This window comes from Nostoc punctiforme PCC 73102 (assembly GCF_000020025.1).
Classification (GTDB): Bacteria; Cyanobacteriota; Cyanobacteriia; order Cyanobacteriales; family Nostocaceae; genus Nostoc; species Nostoc punctiforme.
Genome location: NC_010628.1, coordinates 459,662 through 482,126 on the forward strand (window position 1 = coordinate 459,662; position 22,465 = coordinate 482,126).

General features: G+C 39.0%; 25 protein-coding genes. 7 read left to right on the plus strand and 18 right to left on the minus strand.

Annotation, left to right across the window (positions count from 1 at the left end):
- Positions 1-56 precede the first annotated feature (56 nt).
- From hypF to NPUN_RS01885, 6 genes are all read right to left on the minus strand, one after another.
- Positions 57-2,402, minus strand: a complete 2,346-nt coding sequence (hypF, locus tag NPUN_RS01855; RefSeq protein WP_012407170.1) for a carbamoyltransferase HypF — start codon at positions 2,400-2,402, stop codon at positions 57-59.
- Between the two features lie 152 nt (positions 2,403-2,554).
- Positions 2,555-3,769, minus strand: a complete 1,215-nt coding sequence (locus NPUN_RS01860; protein WP_012407171.1) for an NHL repeat-containing protein — start codon at positions 3,767-3,769, stop codon at positions 2,555-2,557.
- Positions 3,770-4,399: 630 nt separating this feature from the next.
- Positions 4,400-5,245, minus strand: a complete 846-nt coding sequence (locus tag NPUN_RS01870; protein WP_012407172.1) for a NifU family protein — start codon at positions 5,243-5,245, stop codon at positions 4,400-4,402.
- Positions 5,246-5,301: 56 nt separating this feature from the next.
- Positions 5,302-5,526, minus strand: a complete 225-nt coding sequence (locus NPUN_RS01875; protein ID WP_012407173.1) for a hypothetical protein — start codon at positions 5,524-5,526, stop codon at positions 5,302-5,304.
- Positions 5,527-5,534: 8 nt separating this feature from the next.
- A complete protein-coding gene (locus NPUN_RS01880; RefSeq protein ID WP_012407174.1) occupies positions 5,535-5,801 on the minus strand; it encodes an asr0689 family protein in 267 nt (88 codons plus the stop codon).
- Between the two features lie 58 nt (positions 5,802-5,859).
- Positions 5,860-6,828, minus strand: a complete 969-nt coding sequence (locus NPUN_RS01885) for a hypothetical protein (protein WP_041565129.1) — start codon at positions 6,826-6,828, stop codon at positions 5,860-5,862.
- An 815-nt stretch (positions 6,829-7,643) separates the two neighbouring features.
- On the opposite strand from NPUN_RS01885, the gene NPUN_RS01890 reads away from it, so the two are divergent.
- Both NPUN_RS01890 and NPUN_RS01895 read left to right on the plus strand, forming a co-directional pair.
- A complete protein-coding gene (locus tag NPUN_RS01890; RefSeq protein WP_012407176.1) occupies positions 7,644-8,606 on the plus strand; it encodes a hydrogenase small subunit in 963 nt (320 codons plus the stop codon).
- 192 nt (positions 8,607-8,798) lie between these two features.
- Entirely contained in the window at positions 8,799-10,394 is a 1,596-nt protein-coding gene (locus NPUN_RS01895; RefSeq protein WP_012407177.1) for a nickel-dependent hydrogenase large subunit, read from the plus strand.
- 82 nt (positions 10,395-10,476) lie between these two features.
- On the opposite strand, the gene NPUN_RS01900 is transcribed toward NPUN_RS01895, so the two are convergent.
- Positions 10,477-13,095, minus strand: coding sequence for an ATP-dependent nuclease (locus tag NPUN_RS01900; RefSeq protein WP_202947528.1), 2,619 nt, complete (start codon positions 13,093-13,095; stop codon positions 10,477-10,479).
- Between the two features lie 410 nt (positions 13,096-13,505).
- On the opposite strand from NPUN_RS01900, the gene NPUN_RS01905 reads away from it, so the two are divergent.
- From NPUN_RS01905 to NPUN_RS01920, 4 genes are all read left to right on the plus strand, one after another.
- Entirely contained in the window at positions 13,506-13,751 is a 246-nt protein-coding gene (locus tag NPUN_RS01905) for a type II toxin-antitoxin system Phd/YefM family antitoxin (RefSeq protein WP_012407179.1), read from the plus strand.
- Positions 13,748-14,146, plus strand: coding sequence for a type II toxin-antitoxin system VapC family toxin (locus NPUN_RS01910; RefSeq protein ID WP_012407180.1), 399 nt, complete (start codon positions 13,748-13,750; stop codon positions 14,144-14,146). Before NPUN_RS01905 ends, NPUN_RS01910 begins: the two co-directional genes overlap by 4 nt.
- Positions 14,147-14,360: 214 nt before the next feature.
- Complete coding sequence (locus tag NPUN_RS01915; protein WP_012407181.1) at positions 14,361-14,783, plus strand: hypothetical protein; 423 nt, start codon at positions 14,361-14,363, stop codon at positions 14,781-14,783.
- A 145-nt stretch (positions 14,784-14,928) separates the two neighbouring features.
- Positions 14,929-15,402: a hydrogenase maturation protease gene (locus NPUN_RS01920; RefSeq protein WP_012407182.1), complete on the plus strand. Its 474-nt coding sequence runs from the start codon at positions 14,929-14,931 to the stop codon at positions 15,400-15,402.
- 19 nt (positions 15,403-15,421) lie between these two features.
- Here NPUN_RS01920 and NPUN_RS01925 read toward each other — a convergent pair whose 3' ends face one another.
- From NPUN_RS01925 to NPUN_RS01935, 3 genes are read right to left on the minus strand one after another with little or no spacing between them, the layout of a single operon-like run.
- Positions 15,422-15,796, minus strand: a complete 375-nt coding sequence (locus tag NPUN_RS01925) for a hypothetical protein (RefSeq protein WP_012407183.1) — start codon at positions 15,794-15,796, stop codon at positions 15,422-15,424.
- A gap of 18 nt (positions 15,797-15,814) precedes the next feature.
- Positions 15,815-17,101, minus strand: a complete 1,287-nt coding sequence (locus tag NPUN_RS01930) for a SagB/ThcOx family dehydrogenase (protein WP_012407184.1) — start codon at positions 17,099-17,101, stop codon at positions 15,815-15,817.
- Positions 17,076-17,573, minus strand: coding sequence for an ankyrin repeat domain-containing protein (locus tag NPUN_RS01935; protein WP_012407185.1), 498 nt, complete (start codon positions 17,571-17,573; stop codon positions 17,076-17,078). Before NPUN_RS01935 ends, NPUN_RS01930 begins: the two co-directional genes overlap by 26 nt.
- 649 nt (positions 17,574-18,222) lie before the next feature.
- Between NPUN_RS01935 and NPUN_RS01940 the strand changes: the two genes are divergently transcribed.
- Positions 18,223-18,432: a TOBE domain-containing protein gene (locus NPUN_RS01940; RefSeq protein WP_012407186.1), complete on the plus strand. Its 210-nt coding sequence runs from the start codon at positions 18,223-18,225 to the stop codon at positions 18,430-18,432.
- 206 nt (positions 18,433-18,638) lie between these two features.
- On the opposite strand, the gene NPUN_RS01945 is transcribed toward NPUN_RS01940, so the two are convergent.
- The 8 genes from NPUN_RS01945 to nifX form a co-directional block, all read right to left on the minus strand.
- Positions 18,639-18,899 carry a FeoA family protein gene (locus NPUN_RS01945; RefSeq protein ID WP_012407187.1) on the minus strand — a complete coding sequence of 87 codons (261 nt, stop codon included), beginning with the start codon at positions 18,897-18,899 and terminating at the stop codon, positions 18,639-18,641.
- 109 nt (positions 18,900-19,008) lie between these two features.
- Positions 19,009-19,308, minus strand: coding sequence for a 2Fe-2S iron-sulfur cluster-binding protein (locus NPUN_RS01950; protein WP_012407188.1), 300 nt, complete (start codon positions 19,306-19,308; stop codon positions 19,009-19,011).
- A 228-nt stretch (positions 19,309-19,536) separates the two neighbouring features.
- Positions 19,537-19,908, minus strand: a complete 372-nt coding sequence (locus NPUN_RS01955) for a HesB/IscA family protein (protein ID WP_012407189.1) — start codon at positions 19,906-19,908, stop codon at positions 19,537-19,539.
- A 167-nt stretch (positions 19,909-20,075) separates the two neighbouring features.
- Positions 20,076-20,885 (minus strand): HesA/MoeB/ThiF family protein, encoded by an 810-nt coding sequence (locus tag NPUN_RS01960; RefSeq protein WP_012407190.1) that lies wholly within the window; start codon positions 20,883-20,885, stop codon positions 20,076-20,078.
- A 10-nt stretch (positions 20,886-20,895) separates the two neighbouring features.
- A complete protein-coding gene (gene nifW / locus NPUN_RS01965) occupies positions 20,896-21,213 on the minus strand; it encodes a nitrogenase-stabilizing/protective protein NifW (RefSeq protein WP_012407191.1) in 318 nt (105 codons plus the stop codon).
- Entirely contained in the window at positions 21,210-21,410 is a 201-nt protein-coding gene (locus tag NPUN_RS01970) for a CCE_0567 family metalloprotein (protein ID WP_012407192.1), read from the minus strand. Before NPUN_RS01970 ends, nifW begins: the two co-directional genes overlap by 4 nt.
- A gap of 122 nt (positions 21,411-21,532) precedes the next feature.
- Positions 21,533-22,009, minus strand: a complete 477-nt coding sequence (locus tag NPUN_RS01975; protein WP_012407193.1) for a NifX-associated nitrogen fixation protein — start codon at positions 22,007-22,009, stop codon at positions 21,533-21,535.
- Positions 22,006-22,419 (minus strand): nitrogen fixation protein NifX, encoded by a 414-nt coding sequence (gene nifX / locus NPUN_RS01980; RefSeq protein ID WP_012407194.1) that lies wholly within the window; start codon positions 22,417-22,419, stop codon positions 22,006-22,008. The genes NPUN_RS01975 and nifX overlap by 4 nt, the downstream gene beginning before the upstream one ends.
- Between the last annotated feature and the right edge of the window lie 46 nt (positions 22,420-22,465).

Consider the following 22,465-nt stretch of genomic DNA (forward strand, 5'->3'; position numbering starts at 1 on the left):
CGCAGAGGCGCGGAGAACACAGAGAGAATTTTTTGTGAGAAAAGGGTTGTCAAATATCAATACTTATGTATTAATTTTGCGGCTGCAATCACTGCTTGTCCTAAAGATAATCCGCCGTCATTCGCTGGAACTAAGCTATGAGTTAGTACTTTTATCCCCAATGTTTCTAATTGTTTGCTAACTTGCTGTAACAATATACAATTTTGAAAGACTCCTCCGGTTAAAGCTACCTGATGAATCGGATTTTCTTGACGAAGGCGCTTAACCATTTCCACAATCGCATTAGCTAAACCTTTGTGAAATTTGGCAGCTATAACTGGTTGGGGAATCTGCTGTTGCAAGTCATAGAGTAAGGCTTGCCACATTGGGCGTGAGTCTATACAGTAAATACTATCTGAAAAGCTAAAACTAAAAGGGTATATTAGCGCTTCTTTATCATTATTTAAGCTGCTAACATCTACTATAGCTTCCATTGCGATCGCAGTTTGTCCTTCATAGCTACATTCTTCAGGGCAAATACCGATAGCCGCCGCCACTGCATCGAACAACCGCCCCACTGAAGAAGCTAGAGGAGAGTTAATTTTTTTCTCTATAAGTTGATTTAGTAGCTTTAGTGGTTTTTTATTCAGCAATTTTACAATTTCTAAATCAGCATACTGTTGTTGGCAATCATCCCAAAGGTTAGCAGCTATTAATTGGGCGTAGGTATTACGCCAAGGCTGATAAATAGCTTGTTCAGCACCAATCATTGGAACTGGTTTAAATGTTGCTAATCGCTGAAATTTCCGATAATCTGCTAAAAGAAATTCTCCGCCCCAGAGTGTACTATCATCACCGTAACCTAAACCATCTAAAGCAATACCTAATACTGGAGGTGAAGTTAAAGGAATCCCATTTTCTGCCATACAAGCAGCAATATGGGCGTGATGATGTTGGATTTGATGAATTGGAATTCGATTTGTATCTGCTAGTTCTTTACCAAGTTTGCTAGAAAGATATTCAGGATGTTTATCAATGGCGATTACTTCTGGTGTATGTTCAAATAAATTCAAGTATAAGTTTAAAGTCTCTTGGTAAGCATTGAAAGCCGCAGCATTTTCTAAATCCCCCAGATGTTGAGATAGAATTGCTTCTCCTTCACGCAATAAGCAAAAAGTATTTTTTAACTCACTACCCATTGCTAAGATTTGCGGTACATTGTCAAATCCCGGCGGTAAGCTAATAGATGCTGGTGCATATCCTCTAGCACGGCGAATTGTTTGGACTTTATCGCCGATAATCACCACTGAATCATCTACCCGATTAATAATTTCTCGATTGTGAAAGAGAAAATAATCAGCGATTGTCCCTAACTTTTCTCTTGCTTCGTCGTTATCAATACATTGTGGTTCATCGGCAAGATTACCACTTGTTAAAACAATTGGGCGATTCATCCGCCGCAAAATTAAATGATGTAAGGGTGTATAAGGTAGCATGAAGCCAAGCGTATTTTGCCCCGATGCTACCGATGGTGCTACAAGTTTTTTACTTATCGCTTGTAGTAAAACAATTGGTGCAGCAGAACTTGTCAATAATTCTTTTTCTTTGGCATTGACAGTACAATATTGTTCAATTATTTCAATATCTCGCGCCATTAAAGCAAATGGTTTGTGATAGCGCTTTTTGCGCTGACGCAGTTTTTGTACAACGGTTTCCTGAGTTGCATCGCAAGCTAAATGAATACCACTTAAGCCTTTAATTGCGACAATCTCACCCTTTTGCAACAAGGTACAAACGGCATCAACATCATCCAGCATGGAGAACATGGAAGCAGTCACCGCTTTCCCATCAGCGCGTTCTAACCAAGCTGTAGGGCCACAAACATGACAAGCTACAGGTTGGGCGTGAAAACGGCGATTTTCAACATCGTGGTATTCCTTTGCACATTCGGGACATATAACAAACGCAGACATACTGGTATTGCATCTGTCATAAGGAATCGCACGAATAATACTCAGGCGAGGACCGCAATGAGTGCAGTTGGTAAAGGGGTAACGATAAAAGCGGCTAAAGGGGTCAAATATTTCTTGTTGACACTGTGGACAAGTAGCTGCATCAGGGACAATTTCTGTTTTAATGGCATTATTAACGCTATTAGAAATCACAAAATTATTAAAGTTAAATTCACCTTCGTAAGGAATTCTAGTTAGCTGATTAATTTTTGCTAATGGTGGACATTCTGTTTGCAATCTGGCAACAAATTCTGTTAATGCTTCCTCACTACCAGATATCCGAATTAATACACCTTGCCCATCATTACAAACATCTCCATACAAACCGCAAGCTTTAGCAAGACGATATACAGTAGGACGAAATCCTACTCCCTGAACAGTACCGCGAACTCTAATTTCTTCAGTCGCCATATAAATCTGACTTTCAAAAATTACGAAATGAGGCTACGCCAAATTTCCTTGGCTTCTTATTTCTTTCTTTGCGTCCTACCCTGCGGGAAGCCACTTCTCTACGAGACGCTCCGCGAACGTGTCTATGCGTACTTTGCGGTTCGTTTATCATATTACAAATTATTAAACTGCCATAGCAATATTCGATTATTTCCAGAATCAGCTATTACCGCCGTATTGCCACAAATTTTTATTCCATAACACCAATTTAAACTATCTCGTTTAGGTAGTCCGAAATTACGATTTTCACCTTTACTTTGAAAATTTATTTGTCCTGCCAACCCATCTGCCATTACACCTTGCAATGATAAGATTGATTCTGGCTTTTTCCATCCCAACAAACGAGAATTAGCTGTATCTGCAACTACTAACCAATCGCCAGCCACCGCCACACCATAAGGCATACTTAAACTACTAGCGCTAGGATAATAAACTCCTTGATTCATTTCCACAAAATCAAAGCTTTTTTGTCCTAAAACCACAGCACAAGAAGCATTATTTTCTGTTGGCATTCCCTGCCAAATCATCACTCGGTGATTACCTGCATCGCTGACAACCAAATTTTCTCCCCAAAAAGCGATGTCGTGACACCAACGCATACTAGCTGCGGTTGGAGAATCACCACCGTTTTCATTGCGAGATATCATATCTGGTTGTCCTAAAACTAAATCAGCAGGTTGACCATTTTCTGTTGGTAACTGATGCCAAATTAATAGTCTTCGATTACCAGTGTCAGCAATAAATAGCCGTCCTTGATGATAGAAAATACTATAAGGCCAGTGCATTGTACTAGCAGATGCTTGTTGATTTCCTCGATTTGGTTTATTATCGGTAAAATTAACTTGCCCTAACACCAAATCTGCTGGAACATTATTATCTTCTGGTAAGTTTTTCCAAATCAAAACCCGATGATTCCAAGCATCTGCGACAGCTAACCCTTCGCCGCAAGCACAAATGCCTGTTGGTACACTTAAGGTTGCCTTTCCCGGTGTAGTTTTAGCATTTTGTCCTTCATGATAAAAGTCAGGCTGTCCAATTACCCAATCAGCCGGTTGACTATCTCTTGTGGGTAAATTCTTCCATCCTAATAATCGATGATGTCCTGTATCTGATACCCATAATGGGCCAGTTTCTGATAACAAGCAAGCACCACGAGGCCCAAACATTGTTGTGGCATTGGGTACTACAGGTATAACTAATTGTTCAAGTTCAATAATGTTGCCTAAAATTACCTCCGCACCTTGAGATAATAGAGGTAAATATTGAGTATTTTCTGTTGCTTCTAGCGGTAATTGTGATATGGGATTAATTATGATTGGGATATCCATGAACCGCAGATAGAGGCTGATAATTATTTAAAAACATTAATGTTGATTAGCATGTAACAACAGTAACGGTTTGGCATTATACTTTTTTCAAATTCAATTAAAACCTCTAATTAACTTCTGTATTAATCAAGCTTAAAAAACTTCAGCTTACCTTTGGTAACTTTTGCTACAGAGCGAATCTTTGGCATAAGTGCGCAATGTAGTGAAATGAGAAAGCAAACTGGGGTTTGAATAAGTAAAAGCTGCTTTTGCTTGCGGAAAACACTAAAATGAGTAAGTAAAAGCTGCTTTTGCTTGCGGAAAACACCAAAATGAGTAAGCAAACTGGAGTTTGAATAAGTCAAAGCTTATTTTGCTTGCGGAAAACACTAAAATGAATAAGCAAACTGGGGTTTGAATAAGTCAAATGACCTTTTGAGAAAGTAATATGCCTTTTTACTTTCTCAAAACACTAAAATCAATACCTGAATTTCACAAATGAGAATGAATTCAGAGATATTGAGAAAGCATTCAGGCATTGTGCTTGCACAAAACACTAAAATGAATGCGCGAACTACTGAAATGAAAAAGCAAATTAGCCGTGATTGACTAATCGCCAAGTATATTTGCTGAAATCTTACTTTTGCATGATCATTTTTGTAGTTTTACAAAAACCTTATCGTCTTTAACCTTGACTGGATACGACTGAAGCGAAACATCAGGCACGGTTAAGCATTTACCTGTCTCTAATTTGTACTGGAATCCGTGGGCAGGACAGGTAATAATACCATTTTCAACTTTACCCTTTTCTAAGGGAGATCCTAAATGAGTACAAGCATTACGGTAACATTTAACTGTAACGCCTTGACGATGTAAAATTAGTGAAGTACCAGCAAGTTGTACTACCACTACACTAAATTCAGGAACTTCATCAAGGGTCGCTACTTTCATCCAAGTACAAGTTATTTTTGAAGAGAATGGACTGATTAAACCAGAATTAGCGTTGTTAACAGCAGGGCTATTATTGACTGCAACAACTTTAGTAATTTCAGGACAATGGTTTTTTATTGCCTGTTCTACTCCCTGGGATAAAGTTAAAGTAGAAGCCGGACAACTGCTGCAAGTTCCGATTAATCTAACTTCTACTGTATCTGGTGACTTAATTGCCACTAATTCTACATCCCCATCATGGCTTTTTAAACCTGGGCGAACTTCTTCAAGGGCTGTTTCAATTCGCTGTGCTAATGGTGGTTTTGGTGGTTTGACTAACTCGTGATACAGTAGCACTGCATACACTAATTCATCTGCAACAGCATGACGCAAAGCTGGCATTGATTCTTGTTTGAGGTTTTTAATCAAATTAGTCAATGCAGCTTTATGCAAAGCTTCAATTGCTCTTTTTAGACCTACTGCTACACACCGTTGGCTTTCATCCCACTCGGATATAATTGCCTCAAAACGATTAATTTCCTGAATTAATTCTTCAAGATTTGTCATTTGTCACTTGTCATTTGTCATTGGATATTAGGTATTGGTTGTTTATCAATGACAATTCACTTCGTTTTAAAATCCTTGAAGAGAAACGGCATAATCATGCCCGTCACTAAGCTAGATAATATGATTGGTAAGTAGAAGGGAATGGGGGCTTGTGCAAGTAACACTAGCAGTAAGAAACCTATGGCAATACCAATAGTAGTTTGCGTGACAAAAAATATTGGATTGCGTATTAGCTTTCCTTTAAAAAATAACTTGGCAGATAACCATCCTAGCTCTAACATATTTTCTCCTAATAATTTGTCAAGAAATTTAAAGCAATAAGCCCTAAGAAGATGGCAGGAATTACACCCGCAGGGGCAAATAATGCACCAAGCATTGCTGAAAGCTGATATCCTATATCTTTACCAGCTAATAGCATTCCACCAATTGCACCGCCAACCATAGCCAAGGCTGTTGCTATAATTAGCCACACCAATTCTGTTGCTATGTTAAGATCGCCATCTGCTAAACTTGTGAGAAAATTTATCAGATTTGGCGTTGTTAAAATCTCTCTCATGCTGTTTTTTCCTCGTTGTTTAAGTAAAGAGTTAAGAGTCAATTTAGATCCATAACTCCTAACCCTTCATTTCTGCTTCTACATCTTGTAATGCTTGGACTACTACCTCTGCTTGTGCAATTTGTTGGTATTCTGTAAATATTTCTAAAGCACTTTGATAGTAGATACGGGCTTGCAAAAGATTTTGAGGATTACCAGCTTCTGGTTTTTCAGGGTCGTCTGGTAAGTTGAATAGGGCGTTGGCTTTGTTGGAAATTGTGTTAGCGTACTCTAAAGGTGTATCTTTGGGATTACGCACTTTTAGCGCTTCGTCATAAGCAGCGATCGCACGTAAGTTATTCTCGACAGGATGGGAACTCACTAAATATTGCAAAGCGTTGCCTAAGTTGTTTTGCAACATCGCATATTCTCTAGGATGGTCAATCAAATTAATGTGCTTTAGCGCCACCTCAAATGATTGCACAGCTAACCCTTGACGCAAGTATTCCCGTTCTGATGCTAGGGGCATAGAAAGGTAAGCGATCGCAATATTGTTATACAAAATCGCGTATTCTTGGGGGTAATCCTCCCAAGTAAACACCCGCAACGCCTCATGATAAGCCTGGATGCTGTCGGTTATCCGCGCCAAATTGAATGGCACTAGCGACTGCAACACCAGCCCAAAATTCATCTGCGTCTCTGCCACTTCCTGGGGCGTTGCTAATTGTTGTAAAATCGGTAATGCCTCTTCATAACCGACTTTAGCTTGCATCAACAGTTGGTAATCAGCATCCGGTATTGCCTGTAACGTCCCCGCCATGCCAACTTTGGCCCTGGCTTTCAGTAGGGGATACTCCTCACCACACATCTCGTAGGCCCGGTAATATAAGCCAACTGCATTCCGCAAGTCTTGGGCAGCTTTGGGCTTTTTTTGAAAACCCTGTGCTATCTCAATCAGCATTTGGATTTTTTCCTCTGCTGTGGCTGACTCCGATGCAACAGCTGCGATCGCAGCCTTCACTGCTGAATCTGTAATGCTGGGGGTCATAACTCTGCCGTACTCTAGCCAATTGGGAATTGAGTCCAACACCCATGAATGAACGAGACACATTTACGCATCTCATCACGGGCCATACCGATTTACGCAGGCTTCGAGTCCTTTAGGCGGAATTCCCCTTTTGTCTGAAACTAGAGGCTAGGGATTAATGATGCTAGGGACTAGGAAAATTTTTCCCAATACCTAATACTTAATCCTCAATCCCCTAAATTGAGTGAATTAATTTTTTTACTATAAAACACTCTATTTCTAAAATTCTAGGGGGAAATTGCCAATATTAATGTCAGCTTTAAACACCTTACATTTTGATAAGGTGTTCTGTATCATGACCTGACACAACGCAGTTCTTCTATATTGAATTGATAACATCTTATATATTTAAGACCTAACTTTGTTATCAAAATATAACTATTTGCTTTGAACTTAAAAATAAATTTATTTACTATTTACTTTTTTTGGCTAGTGCTGATATTTCTTAACGTACAAGACTTCACCTTTAAAATCTTAGCCCATTTATATAGAAAAGTTGAGATTACAACTCTCTCAAAATGATTTAAAACAGCTATCTAAAATCAGTGTGCTTAGTTTGTTATTCAAGCTTTTGTGAAAAATTATGTTCTTGATACAACCTTGTAAGCAATCTTAAGTAGATTTAAATTATTAGCAATGATTAATTTTTATTTAACAAAAGATAATTCACTAGAAAATCCACTAATATTAATGAATAAATATTGATAAATACGTGAGACTCTACAAGCATTATTTACTAATTCACGTATGGCAAACAATACAAAAACACCTAGCCCATGACTAACGTATTATGGCTACAAGGTGGTGCTTGTTCAGGCAACACCATGTCATTTCTCAACGCTGAAGAACCGACAGTCTGCGATTTAATTGCCGACTTTGGCATCAATATACTTTGGCATCCTTCCTTGGGGCTGGAACTAGGCAACGATTTGCAAATACTGCTACGGAATTGTATTTCTGGCACAATTCCTTTGGATATCTTGGTATTTGAAGGCAGTGTTGTTAACGCCCCCAACGGTACTGGCGAATGGAATCGGTTTGCCGATCGCGCCATGAAAGACTGGTTAGCAGACCTTGCCAAAGTTGCTAAATTTATTGTAGCGGTGGGAGACTGTGCAACCTGGGGAGGAATTCCCGCCATGTCACCCAACCCCAGCGAATCAGAAGGTTTGCAATTTCTCAAACGTCAAGAAGGCGGCTTTTTAGGTAAAGATTTCGTATCGCAAGCCGGATTACCCGTAATTAATATACCTGGATGTCCCGCCCATCCCGACTGGATTACGCAGATATTAGTTGCGATCGCTACTGGACGCATAGCAGACATTGCTTTCGATGAACTAAATCGTCCCCAAACCTTCTTCAACACCTACACCCAAACAGGTTGTACCCGCAACGTCCACTTTGCCTACAAAGCCTCAACCGCCGAATTTGGTCAGCGCAAAGGCTGCCTATTTTATGACTTGGGTTGTCGCGGCCCCATGACTCATTCTTCCTGCAACCGCATCTTATGGAACCGCGTCTCTTCCAAAACTCGCGCCGGAATGCCTTGTTTAGGTTGCACAGAACCAGAATTTCCCTTCTTTGACCTCAAACCAGGAACCGTATTTAAAACCCAAACAGTGATGGGAGTTCCTAAAGAATTACCGCCAGGGGTGAACAAAAAAGACTACGCCTTACTGACAATGGTTGCAAAAGATGCAGCACCACCTTGGGCAGAAGAAGACTTTTTTACAGTTTAGTCATTGGTCATTGGTCATTGGTCATTTGTCCTTTGTGATTTGACCAATGACTATAACCTTTCATACTCCCCTCTACCCCTCAACGAGAAATCAAGTATTTCAACCATTTTACAGGGGGGCAAGTGAATAATTACCAATGACAAATAACAAATGACAAAGGACAAATAACAAATGACAAAGGACAAATGACAAATGACAATTCAATCATTAGACATTTCGCCCGTCGGTAGAGTTGAAGGCGATTTAGATGTCCGAGTTGATATTGAACATGGAAGAGTAGTCAACGCCTGGACACACGCTGAATTATTTCGTGGATTTGAAGTTATCCTACGCGGTAAAGACCCCCAAGCCGGATTAATTGTCACACCTCGCATTTGCGGAATTTGCGGCGGTTCTCACCTGACATCTGCATCTTGGGCATTAGATACAGCTTGGGAAACAGAAGTTCCCCGCAATGCAATTTTAGCGAGAAATCTTGGTCAAATTGTCGAGACAATTCAAAGCATTCCCCGCTATTTTTATGGTTTGTTTGCCATTGATTTAACCAATAAAAAATACCGTAATAGTCGCCATTATGAGGAAGCTGTTAGACGCTTTGCCGCCTTCACTGGCAAATCTTACGAACTAGGCATAACAATTTCTGCTAAACCCGTAGAAATTTATGCACTGTTGGGCGGACAATGGCCTCATTCTAGCTACATGGTACCTGGTGGCGTGATGTGCGCCCCCACTTTAACAGACATTACTCGCGCTTGGGCGATTCTAGAATATTTCCGCACCAATTGGTTAGAACCAGTGTGGTTAGGTTGTTCATTAGAACGCTACGAACAAATCCAAACTTATGATGACTTCAGAGATTGGTTGGATGAAGACCGAAATCATCGAGATTCCGACTTAGGTTTTTATTGGCGCATGGGTTTAGACATCGGTTTAGATAGATATGGCGCTGGTGTTGGTAAATATGTGACTTGGGGATATTTAGCCCATGAAGATAAATACCAAAAGCCGACTATCGAAGGACGAAATGCGGCGATGATTATGAAAAGTGGAGTGTACGACAGCTTCGCAGACACTCACGTTTTAATGGATCAGTCATTTACCCGCGAGAATACAACTCACTCTTGGTACGATGAAGGGACAGAGGATATTCACCCTAGCGATCGCACCACTAAACCCACTGCAATCAATACCAAAGACTTCGATAACGCCTACTCTTGGTCAAGTGCAGTCCTTCACAAAGACTTCGGACGCTTGGAAACCGGCCCTTTAGCGCGGCAATTAGTAGCTGGTGGTCAACATGGCGAATCTTGGCAACACTACGACGGCTTTATCCTCGATGTCTTCAAACAAATGGGTGGCCCTAGTATTCATGTACGTCAGCTTGCACGACTTCACGAAATTGTCAAGTTATATCGTCAAGCCGAACACTGCTTGCGCGAATTTAAGTTAAACGACCCTTGGTATATTAAACCCAAAGAAAAAGATGGACGCGGTTGGGGTGCAACGGAAGCAGCGCGGGGTTCTTTATCTCACTGGGTGGAAATAGAGGGCGGTAAGATTAAGAACTACCAAGTTATTGCCCCAGGTACTTGGAATATCGGCCCTCGTGACGGCGAAGGAATCCGCGGCCCAATTGAAGAAGCGTTAATTGGGACACCCATTTACGATTCTAGCGATCCGGTGGAAGTTGGTCATGTGGCGCGATCGTTTGATTCATGTTTGGTGTGTACAGTCCACGCCCATGATGCGAAGACTGGTGAAGAGTTGGCGCGTTTTCGGACTGCTTAAATTAGTTATCAGTTATCAGGTAATGATGAAACTGATAACTGATATTTTTTATGAATTAGTGTAGACGTGTAGTGGTTTTTTACTATGAGCGTATTCTAGACTTTCTTCTTTGATTAGCCTTTGTAGAGTTATTAGAAACTTCAGCAATTTTTACTTCAGAGATAGTAGGGACTTGTTCAATAATAACTTGTTGATGTTCATCTACAATAAGGTTATCTATGTGTACTTTCTCAGGCACTTCTTCTGATTCTGATGTAGCTGACTTCTTTGCTTGAGGTTCATCGGGAGTTTCTTCTTGACTAGCTAAAAGCCCTGCATACTTAATTATTTCTAAGCCTTTCTGAAATCCAATGTAGTCATCAATCGTTTTACTCATATCAATCTCAAGCTTATAATCACGTCGCAGATTTTGGAGTGCGTTCTTAATTGCTTCAATTTCCTTAATTGCTTCATTCTCTATATTGTTCTCTAAAATAACCTCAATCTCATCAAGAAGGATAACACCATCTTCACGCCTTGCTGAAATAGGATGAAGTGCTATGAAATCCTTTTTTAAACGCTCAATCTTTTGAGATAGCCTTTCGTCTGTTAATCTCTGCCGGGCACGCCGCTGCATAATGTTCAATTTCTTAAACAAAACTCTAAAGTTTTTTTCAAAAACTTGAAGTGCGTCAGATTGATGCTTATCCAGTGAATCTCGTTTCTGTTTCCACTCATTTACAACTTGAATAACATTCCTCGCAAAGCCAACCTTATTAATTTGTAAGCCTTTGTCAGGAAACTCTAAAAGACTTGCCTGTATAGCATCAAGGATAGTTTGATTAGCAAGTTTTTTTAAAACTAAATCTTCTGTCAGAAAGCAAAACTCTGTTTCATCTAATTGTAGAAACTCTTTCAAATAAAACTTCGTTGCTTGTATACAAATAGACAAGGGAATAATATCTTCTATTTCAATCTTTACTGTCAGAGGATCAGTTACTAAAGAGAATTCTTCTTTTAGATCAGTAAGCTGAAGAATAAATTGCTCTTTAAGCACAGGTCTTCTATGTTGACCACCTTTACCTAATAATTGCTTTTTAGCTTCGTTTCCACTATTGTCACTGTCCAGCAGAACAATTACTGCTGGCTGTTCAACATCTCGTCCACGGGCTAAATAGACTAAATAAGGAATATGCGATGCTGAACCTGACTGAACAATAGTAATTTGGTTTAAATCTAAAGTTTCTAAATTAGGCGCGCCATTTGCTCGAAGATATGTTGTAGCTCCTGCAATGAGAATTTGGTCGGAAATACCTTCAACCATTAAATTACAATTGCCGATGAAAGCTGTTTCGCCAACATAAGCACCAATTGAAGACCTTAGAGGTTCATAATGGTTTTTAGCAGCATCTTTCACTACTCGCGTTCCTTCATCCTCATTTCCTTTCCGCAAGACTCGAATGCGTTCAGCATGATTCTTATCAATTAAAAAGGGAGAGTGGGTTACGTAAACTACTTGGATAGGATGAGTTAAATGTGAACCTTGTGCCGGAATTGCAAACAGGTCAAATACTTTAAGTAAATCTTGTTGTGCTTGGCTAGATAAATAAGCATCTGGCTCATCCATTAAAAGGATTTCAGTTTTATTTGGATGAGGTTCATGAGATCGGTACTGAATGTAATAGCTGAGAAAGTATCGTAATCCTTGGCTTCTCTCCTCAAATGAATACTCAGTTCCTGTTCTATCTGTTATAGTAAATACTAAGTCATAGTCTCTGGCCATAACTTTCAAACAGAAGTTTCGGTCTTGAACCCAATAGTTAGGAAAGTTTAAATTAATAGATAATTGGCGGTTGATCTTCTCGATGATTCCATTTGCATAACCTTGCATTCCCTTTTTAATCGCCCCAGCTAAATCAAGTAAAGCATTTGTATCAACTTGAGCAATCTTGCAAATCAATTTATAAGCTAAATTGGTTTCTTTATCTCTTCTTTCTTTTTCATTAAGGCTGAATACTGCTTCATCCAGTGCTGAAATAATTGATTTCATTGTCTCAATCGCATCGGGGTCAACAACATCCTTGTTTTCACCCCAAAAAAGACGAACTTTAGTAACTAGTTCTGGGTTATCACTAAATTCGTCGAGCGCGTCTACAATTCTGTTTCTTTGTTCTCGATCCAAAAGTTCAAATCTTCTGCTATCGAGATACTTCTCTTGGCCTAAGTGGACTAATTTCTTAATGGGAACACTGGACGGCAGTGCAACATCAGATTCAATTCTGAGTATTTCAGGAAGTAAACTTTGCAACTCGCTAACTTGTCTCTCGCCAATTCTGTATGGTCTGTAGTCTCCTTTTTCAGGCAAATATACAATTATATTACTAATATTTCTTCGGAATACTAGAAATCTATCAAAAATAATATTCTCAGGAATTTCTATAATTTTTCTTAAGCTTACCTCTTCAGACTTTGACAGATCAGACCATTCAGTACCAAAGTCAGGATATTTCAATTCATTCTGCTTAACCGTAAAAAAATGAGAATAACGACAAAAGTCACTACGTTCTATGTTGTTGCCAGATATAGCCTTTTCGATAGCACTGAGTAAGTGAGATTTGCCAGATTCATTTGCACCAACGATTGTTGTAATTTTGGGATCAAGAGGAACTTCAATATACGGGTAAAAAGCATTATCTATCTTTTCCCAAGGTTTAGGCTTCACTTTGTTATTATTTTTTCTTATGAAATCGTCGTTGAAGGACTTATAGAAACGAATGAAGACTGTCTTGAGATACATATAGTAAAAACTGATATTATACGTGTAATTTGTACCGACATTATTTAATTATACCTGTGTTTACTATACTACGCAATTACGTAATTAATTATTTCAGAGAATTTAAGTAGGCTTCTGTGTACTTACCCAGGAATAAGCCCTTAATATAGTTTGGGGATCTAACAGATAACCTTAAAGTAATTCATCATATAAAGTTGGAAAGTATAAGTATTAACCAATAAAGCATTCCCTCTATCCAAGAATGATAGTTACTGTCTATACCACCTAAGAAGCGATCGCCCTTGCACCACTATCACAACCAGACTAAACTTAGTTTACAGACTTAGTTTAATCTTATGGAAACTGTAAATATTCATCAAGCTAAAACGAATCTCTCAAAGCTGTTGTCACGCGTAGAACTTGGAGAAGAAATCATTATTTCCAACCGAGGCGTTCCGATCGCCAAGTTGGTTCCGTTTCGCACCTCATCAAATCGACTCAATAGTTTAGGGCAAGATAAAGGGCGTTTTGTAGTGCCAGATGACTTCAACGCGCCTTTACCAGAAGAAATTTTGGCAGCATTTGAGGGCGGTGAGGAGTGAAACTTTTGCTAGATACACAATGCTGGTTATGGTGGTTTACCCAACCAGAGCTTTTGAATGAATCAGCAATCGCCCATATTGCCGATGAAACAAATGAATTGTGGCTCTCAGTTGCCAGCATTTGGGAAATGGGGATAAAAGTTGCGATCGGGAAGTTGCCTCTGGCAGATCCCCTAGACAGTTATATTTCTAGTCGGATGACGGTATTGGCAATGCGATCGCTAGAAATTACAGCTTCTCATGCTTTACAAGCGGCTGCGTTACCTTTGCACCACCGAGATCCTTTTGACAGAATGTTGATTGCACAGGCTCAGATAGAAGAAATGACGCTTGTGAGTGCCGATTCAATGTTTAATAAGTACGACATTTCCCTACTTTGGGCAGCCAAATCTTAATGTCTACGTATTTACTACTTCGGCAACTACATTTGCTATTTCGGCCATCGCTCCACCAACTCTTTTAACTTAGTAAAAATCTAGTGATAACTAATGGACTATTCCTAATGTCTGATATTCAAAACTCGTAGCGTAACACACTAAAATTTATAGAAATAGTGAGTTAGGCTTGCCTTAATGCATTTGCATAAACAGCAATTTACACGGTAAGCTTGTGTCTGATTTAGCGCTACATAATTATCTCCCTCGCGTTCCCGATGCAGCATTGCAAGAATACATAGAATGGTGTGTTTTAGAGCAAGCTCAAGCCGCAGAATGTAACTTTACTCCAGATAGAAGTAAGTTAGATAATTTGTTACCAGAAGACTACATTCCTAAACTTGTCGAGCAGTTCATGAAAGTTAAACCAGACCCAATTAAAGCCGGTTTGGTAGCTGCGATCGCAGGTAAGGAAGCTGACAAACACGCTTTATCTGGTTTGGCGATCGCGGCTGATTTTGTATCTCTTTATGTCAAGTATTTAATTCCTAAAGAGGGAAGTACTAAAGAACAGGCTGAAGAGATATTAACTCAAGCATCACAACATCAGTACGAAAAACTAACTGAAGTTGCCAAAAAACATGGTGTAGAGTTCTAGTTTTCTGCTGATAAATTATTTTTCAGAGGCTTTGTCTGTATTATTAGTCAAAGCCTCTGTTTCAGTCACTACTGTTTATCTGATCTACAGCCTACTCGATACCAGTACTCATACATTGGTTCATACAAGTAATCGTCATTATTCGATGCTAACTATTATTGGTTGCGGAAATCTCAATCGCAGTGACGACGCAGTAGGTGTAATCATTGCCCAACACTTACAAAAATATCTAGCTGAAAACCCTCATCCTTATGTGCGAGTATATGACTGTGGCACCGCAGGGATGGAAGTAATGTTTCAAGCTAGAGGTAGTCAACAATTAATAATTATTGATGCAAGTTCAACTGGTTCTGAACCGGGTGCTGTGTTTAAAGTTCCAGGAAAAGAACTGGAAGCTTTGCCAGAACCTAGTTATAACTTGCACGATTTTCGTTGGGATAATGCTTTAGCCGCCGGACGGAAAATCTTTCAAAATGACTTTCCCGATGATGTGACAGTTTATTTAATTGAAGCGGCAAATCTTGGTTTGGGACTAGAGTTAAGTCCTATTGTCAAACATTCTGCTGATTTGGTTTTTGAAGAGGTAGCTGCACTTATCAGTCAGAATATCAACTTTTAATTAATAATCCAAAATCGAATCAAGCCCAATCCCGATAAACAGAAAGTTCATCTACCCTCATTTCAAAAGGTACGCCTTGACTCTCTGGCGGACAAACACGGATTTTAGCACTGTTAACAATTCCATATAGTAATGTCCCCATTGGCACAATTTTTTGCAGCACACGCCAATTAATAACTTGATCGGGACATTCAATTACCAATGTCAGAGCATTGGCGTGGGTTGTGACATACCACCGACAATCAGACAGAAGATTTTGAATGGTGCGATCGCAAGCGTCATAAAAGTATCTACTAATAGAATCCTCTAATTGCTGTCGCAGTATAATATCTGCCGATGTTGGTTGCATAGGATGTGAGTCATCACTATTAAAGTAATACATATTTCTAGCCATCTCTCTTTAGCTTCCTACTTATCTTCCAATCACCATTCCATAAAGTACATCTTTATTTGTCTCTAATAATTCCTGGGTTTCATCATCATAATAAGCACCAATCCCACTACACTGAATTCCCATATAATTACTAGTTAAATAAAGTCTTTGTCCCAGAAAACCAGCTATTTGCATAGCAGTTTGATAGTTTAAATAATCTGACACAAAAAATAAAGTTACAGCGCTATCTTTAGCAATAGCCTGATTAATACATAAGTAACCTGTCTTTTCACTAAAATTACCTGTCTTAACCAGATACGTACCTTTATATAACCCAGGTGTCATTCCCTCTACTCGATGCACGACCGAGTAAATTTCTAATTGCTCATAATTTTCTGTCGGTATTGACTGCTGAAGTTGTTGCACTACATATAAATAATCTTCTTGAGAAATAGCCTCTTTCCGGAAACGTCTAATAGAACGTCTATTCCAAATTGTTTGATAAAATTTATCCCGATCGAAATCAAATTGAGGATACTCTAATTTATGCTGGCGGCTCTTTTGTAGAGTAGTTGCTTGATAAGCATCTTCAATAAATTGATTTGATTCAAAATAATCAGTACCAGAGACAAAAGGAACTTTCAGCCTTAAGCTTCTGATTTTCTTGTTTTCTAGTTCTCCTGACACCGCACAAGCAGTAATAAACTCTTTATTCTCAAATCCCAAATCCGAATTAAGAGCGATTTTATCAAAGTCGAAAATTAGTTGTATATCTCGGTTGTAGAGAGAAGCTGAAGCTGCAACTGCACCTAAATGGTGTCCGCTATCTAAGAAGCAATACCTTATGCTTCTATTTTGATATTTCCAGCTAGACCTATAATAAACACAACTAATTAAAAAGATGAATCCGTTGATACTTTTACCCGGTATAATATAATTCTCCAACCCATCATCGATTAATTCATAGATCAGAGTTAGACAATTATTCTCAACTTCTAGATGGTATATACCATCTACCATTCCCTCAATCCCACGAATCTGTACGTAAACTTCCGTAGGATACAGAGCGCCTGCTGATGGATTCACCCGCAGTTTATAAGGGCCATCTTTATATACTTTTTCTAGTGTTATCGTACTGGTTAGCGAGATAAAAGAGTGAACAGGATTATTGAGATTTAATTTCACTCTCCGATAAAACTTTGGATAAACTTTAAATGCAGATGGCTGTGTTGAGGCATCTACATAATTTGGATCGAGTTGTACCGATAAATAAGAATGCTTGGTAGCCTCATGATAAGCTTTACCCGATATCTGACTTGATGGCATTTTTAAGTATCCTTAAAACTTCTACATTGCTGGCAAAATCAATTGCTTTATAGTCGTCTAAGTTTTTCAAATATAAGTTAGGGTTATGTTGTAAAAGTAACTTAACGACTTCTGTTTTTCCGGCTGAGGCTGCGAACATTAAAACTGTTGCACCGTTATCATTTTGGTTATTAATATTAATGTTCGCAGCCAACAGTAAATTAATTAAATCGTAGTGATTACCAAAGCAAGCAAACCACAAAGCATTGTTGCGTAGGCGTAGCCCGCCGGAGGCATCGCTATTTTGAGCGTTGATATCCCCACCTGCATCAATTAGTTCTTTGACGACTGCATACACTCCCTCTCTTGTGGCTTTCATTAAAGCTGTATCGCCATTTTCCCCTAGCTGATTTAAATCCCCAGGGTTATAGCCTTTTGCTATTAGCCATTGAGTTGTTGCTTCACTCAGATCTTGTCTGTTTAATTGACTCATAATTATTCTTTCAACGTCACACGATTAAGTATTTTCTAAGCAATTTTATGCTTGGAAAACTTAATGGTGGGCATTACCCACCATTATTTTAAAATTCTATACGAGTAGCTAAAGTCTAGTTGTTTACCAAAGCAACTTTGCTAGGTATTTAAAAGTTTGGTAAAACAAAAAAATCTTTCCCCACTACCTACTCCCCGCCCTCGCCCAGCAATTTGATTTTGGTTTGCTTGAGTACTAAGTTAACTAGCAACAATTTAGCTTAGTTATATATTATCACTATGATAAGTTTGAATTATGAATCATTTATAAAGATCCCTAGATATATCTAGATAAAAATATTTAAAAACAATTAAAATGCAGTTTTTTTTACAATCTAATTTCATTATCTAGACTAATAGCAGATATAATTTTTGCGTAAATAGTAGATTATTATGTAAGTTTTCGTAGCTTTAACAATGGTCTTAAGCACATTGTTTTGCTCAAGTTTGATGCTACATTTACATTGAATATTGTGTTTAATAAACTTGAATTATGATATTGAGATTTACTTTCTACATGTGTGACTTATTAAGAAATTTAAAATATTTTCTTTTTTCAAGCTAAATTTGCTATCTTTTTTAAGTAGAAATAAGTAAAATACAGGCAAAACATGGAAATTAGCGCTCGTAATTCTCTAAAAGGTACTGTAAAAAAAGTTGTGCCTGGTACAGTTAACACTGAGGTAATTTTAGAAATTGCACCAGGAGTAGAGTTAGTGTCAATAATCACAAAATCATCAGCAGAAAAGCTGGGACTTGCAGAAGGCAAGGAAGCTTATGCCGTGATTAAATCATCAGATGTGATAGTTGCTGTTGAGTAAAAATAGGCAAGTTGCCTTTGATTGCAAGCGGCTCTATCACTAATATCGAATTGCATTTATATCTCTCAATTTAATGACCTCACTCTTTGAAGTAATATAGAAGTGAGGTCAATTTAATTCGTAATTCCTAATTCGTAATTGCTATGTATGGTCTTAATTACGAAATCAAAAACTTTTGTTAAAGAAGATATTAGTTATTATATATTTTAATTAGTTAAATTATCAATAATGCGGACATAAATAGCTTGGATACTTTTTGTATCTAGTGCTAAAGATATGTTTTCTATTTTAATAATGAATGATGGAAAGTTTTGCTCTAAAGTAATAATCGTTCCTAGTGTTACCCCTATTGATATCAGTTGATTTAAGATTATTTTATCCTGACTTTTACAGAAGGTGACTATTCCTTGCTCTCCTGTTCTCAATAATTCTAAAGAACAGCCAGTAATACTAAAGGGGGTAAACATCTAAATTATAAATTAAGTTAAGAGTTTTGAAGGGAAGAAGGAAGTATATTTTCATCCTTCATCCTTCATGCTTTATTTGGTTGGCAAAGACAACAACCAAAGTAATACTTTATACGAGATATGCTTCTTGATGTGTTTTGATTGTGCAATTAGAACGAGGATAAGTTACACAAAGTAGAGCGTATCCTTTAGAAACCTGATCGTCATCCAGGAAGTTTTGATCTTCTTGATTAACTTCGCCTTCAACAACCTTGCCTACACAGCTAGAGCAAGATCCCGCATGACATGAAAAAGGCAATTCAATACCATTTTCTTCTGCTGCTTCTAAGATGGTAGTTTCTTCATCAACCTCAATTGTGGTGTCGATGTCTTCTTTTTTGTTGATTAATCTAACTTGGTAGGTAGCCATTTTCAGATTCTCCTCAAACGTTATACAGTTGGTCTAATTTCCGAAGTTTTTGAGCAACCTATCCTACTTTTTGCTTCCTTTCTTCTTACAGCGATGCTAAGATTAGTCAGCTTCTCTATAAGGGTGAGAAATGCAAAGCGAACTAGAGGCTACCTCAAAGGCATTGAAACTCTGCGGAGTGCGTCTACGGGAAGTCTCTACAATTGACCTAGCCCTAACATCATTTCGTTAGCTGCAAGGTACACCAGTAGGCGTACCGTCGTCTGTTTTGAAAGACTTTCCACAACCGCAGGTATCAGTTGCGTTAGGGTTGATGAATTTAAAACCGCTTTCCATCACTCCCTCAACGAAATCAACGATAACTCCGTCTAATAACGGCGCACTTTTGGCATCAACGTAAACTACCACTTTGCCTTGGTGACTTACCAAATCATCTGGTTGAGGTTTGCTGGTGATATCGATCGCATATTCATAGCCACTGCAACCACCATCTTTTACAGAGATGCGGACACCTTTAGTTGCGCCATCAGCGTCGGGTGCTGAACCTTTGAGGAATGCTCGCAGATGAAATTCTGCTTTTTCTGATAAAATAACGGCCATTAAGTCTCCTGATTTGTAGCGATTAGTTGTTCTGATTTCAGGTGTAGGTTGTCATTTGTCCTTCGTCATTTGTCCTTTGTTATTCACTAATGACTAATACTTCGGCTCCTTTCGACTTCGCTCAAGGCAAGTCGCTCAGTACAAGTGACCAATAACTAATGACAAAATTAAGTATTTTGTGCAATACCCGTGGCTGTAGGTTCCATCGAATTGGATTGCGCGTGTCTCCAAGGCGCACTATTACCGCATACTGGACAAGAGCGATCACGGTGAGAACGGCGTTTAGCAAATTCCATCCGATTTAGGTCGATTGTCAGCAATTGCGACAATAGAGGCTGACTAAACCCGGTGATCAGCTTGATAGCTTCCAGTGCTGTTAAACAAGCTAGGGTTCCAGAAACAGCGCCTAGAACTGAAAAGCCGCGCTGATCCCACTCAGGCTTTTCTGGAAACAGACAAGATAAACAAGGAGTCACACCAGGAATAATCGTCGTCAGGTAAGCTTCCATCCCATTCATTGCAGCTTCCACCATTGGCTTACGCGATCGCACACAGGCTTCATTTAACAAATTGCGCTCTGTAAAATTGTGGGCGCAATCAAGAGCCATATCAGCCGACTGCACTAACGAGTCTACATGTTCCGGGGTGATGTAATCATGAACAATTTCCACTTGGACATCAGGATTAATCGCATCCAGAGTTTCTTTAGCTTTGAATACCCTTGGCTTACCTACCCAATCATCAGTCATGAGAACCTGACGATTCATATCATCTAGCCGCAAGTCACCACCCCGGACTAGGATTAGCCGCCCAACGCCCGCTACTGCTAAGTAAAGCGCCGCCGTACCGCCTAATCCCCCCACACCTGTAACCAGAACTGTCGCTGACTTCAGGCGTTTCTGTGCTGTTTCGCCAAAGTTCGGAAGCATCATTTGGCGACGATAGCGTTCTAATTCGGTAGGCGTTAGGTTAACCAATTTATACCTCCTAATCAGAAGTGATTTCTGTCAGTGTGACTACATTTTTCGGCTTATCGTTAAACACTTTGAACAGCTTTTGTTCGTAAGCTGTTGATTCGATAAAGACCTGATAAGCTTTTTGCAAAGCCAAAGAATATTGATTTAGTTTCTCTTCTTGACTCAAGTCAGGAGAATTTTCATCAATTTCGTGCATATATTGAGAAAACTTTTTCAGAATATGTAGACGATGTACATTCACAACTTCTAAGTCGTAGGACATATTAAAGAATTGGAAAAATTCTTCTGCATCTACGAGCTTTTTGAATTCATCAATAGTTCCAGTCATTTAGCACTCTCCAATTTTTTCAGCTGTTGCTTCAGTTCATCTAACTTGCGATAGATTTCATAAGTTGCAGCTGCAACATCCATAAGTTGGTTGTAATCTGTTGGCAGACCTTCAGCTAAATCATGCAGATCCATTTTCATTTGACCTGCTTTACTGTTCAGCCGTCTGATTTGTCCTTGTAGTTCCTCAATTGTCATTTGTCTTTTGTCCTTCGTCTTTTGTCATTAGTCATTTGTCTTTTACTAATGACCAATACTTCTCTGCGAGACGCTACGCGAACGGCTTCGCTCAGTACAAGTGACCAATGACTAATGACTAATTAAATTTTGCCAACTTCAGGAAAGCGTTTTGCCAAATCAAGACCTTTTTTGACGTAGTTTTCTCCTTCTTCTGCTAATTTCTCTACTGAGTCAAAGCCAAAGCGATGAGCATCTCGCAAGGTTTTTACAGCTAGCAAAAGACGGCCAGAAAAAACTAGCGCCCAGCCAAATCCTTCATGGCTCAAATCAACTACAACCTGGGATATCAAACCTGTTTCTTGTTCAATTCCAGCAGCTACAGCCCGAAAAAATGCCATAATTCGTGCTTGTGTGATCGGATCAACTTCTCCCTCAACGGAGATTTCTCGTTTCTTTTGTTTGGTGACAATAAAAGGTTTGAGAATTAATTCATCCGACCAACTACGATAAACTCCATAACTGTCTTGACCACGGATTTGTTTAATTAATACCTTCAGGAAAGGTGAGTTCAAGACTTCAGTTGTAGCAGTTCCGTTAACACTATTATTTGTGGTCATACTGTTGCTTCGTCTTCAATTTCATCGGCAAAGTTTGTGGTTTTTGGCTGTAAAGCTTTACGCAACCAAGGTGGAGGATTACCTTTGAGGGTTTTCACTAGCTTATTTAGCACTTCACTAATTTCTTCTTCTTCCGATCGCGCCTTCACTGGGGTGACACCTTTCTTGATTAACCGAGCGGCGGCGCTACCACCAATTGCTGTTACGTAAACAATCGTACAGTCACCTATTGCTTCAAGTTTTGGGGTGATTTTGTCTTCGTTACCATCTTCTTTGAGTTCGCCTTCAAAGGTGAGGGTTTCTACGAAGTGATATCCCTCATCAGTAATTTCGTAAACATCAATCATTTTTGCCCATCCAAAGTGAGCATTAATATGAACTCGGTCGCTCGTCGTGAAGGCTATTTTCATTGTAATTCTCCTCTCTAAAGTTTTGAATTTTGAAGCAATACGGTTC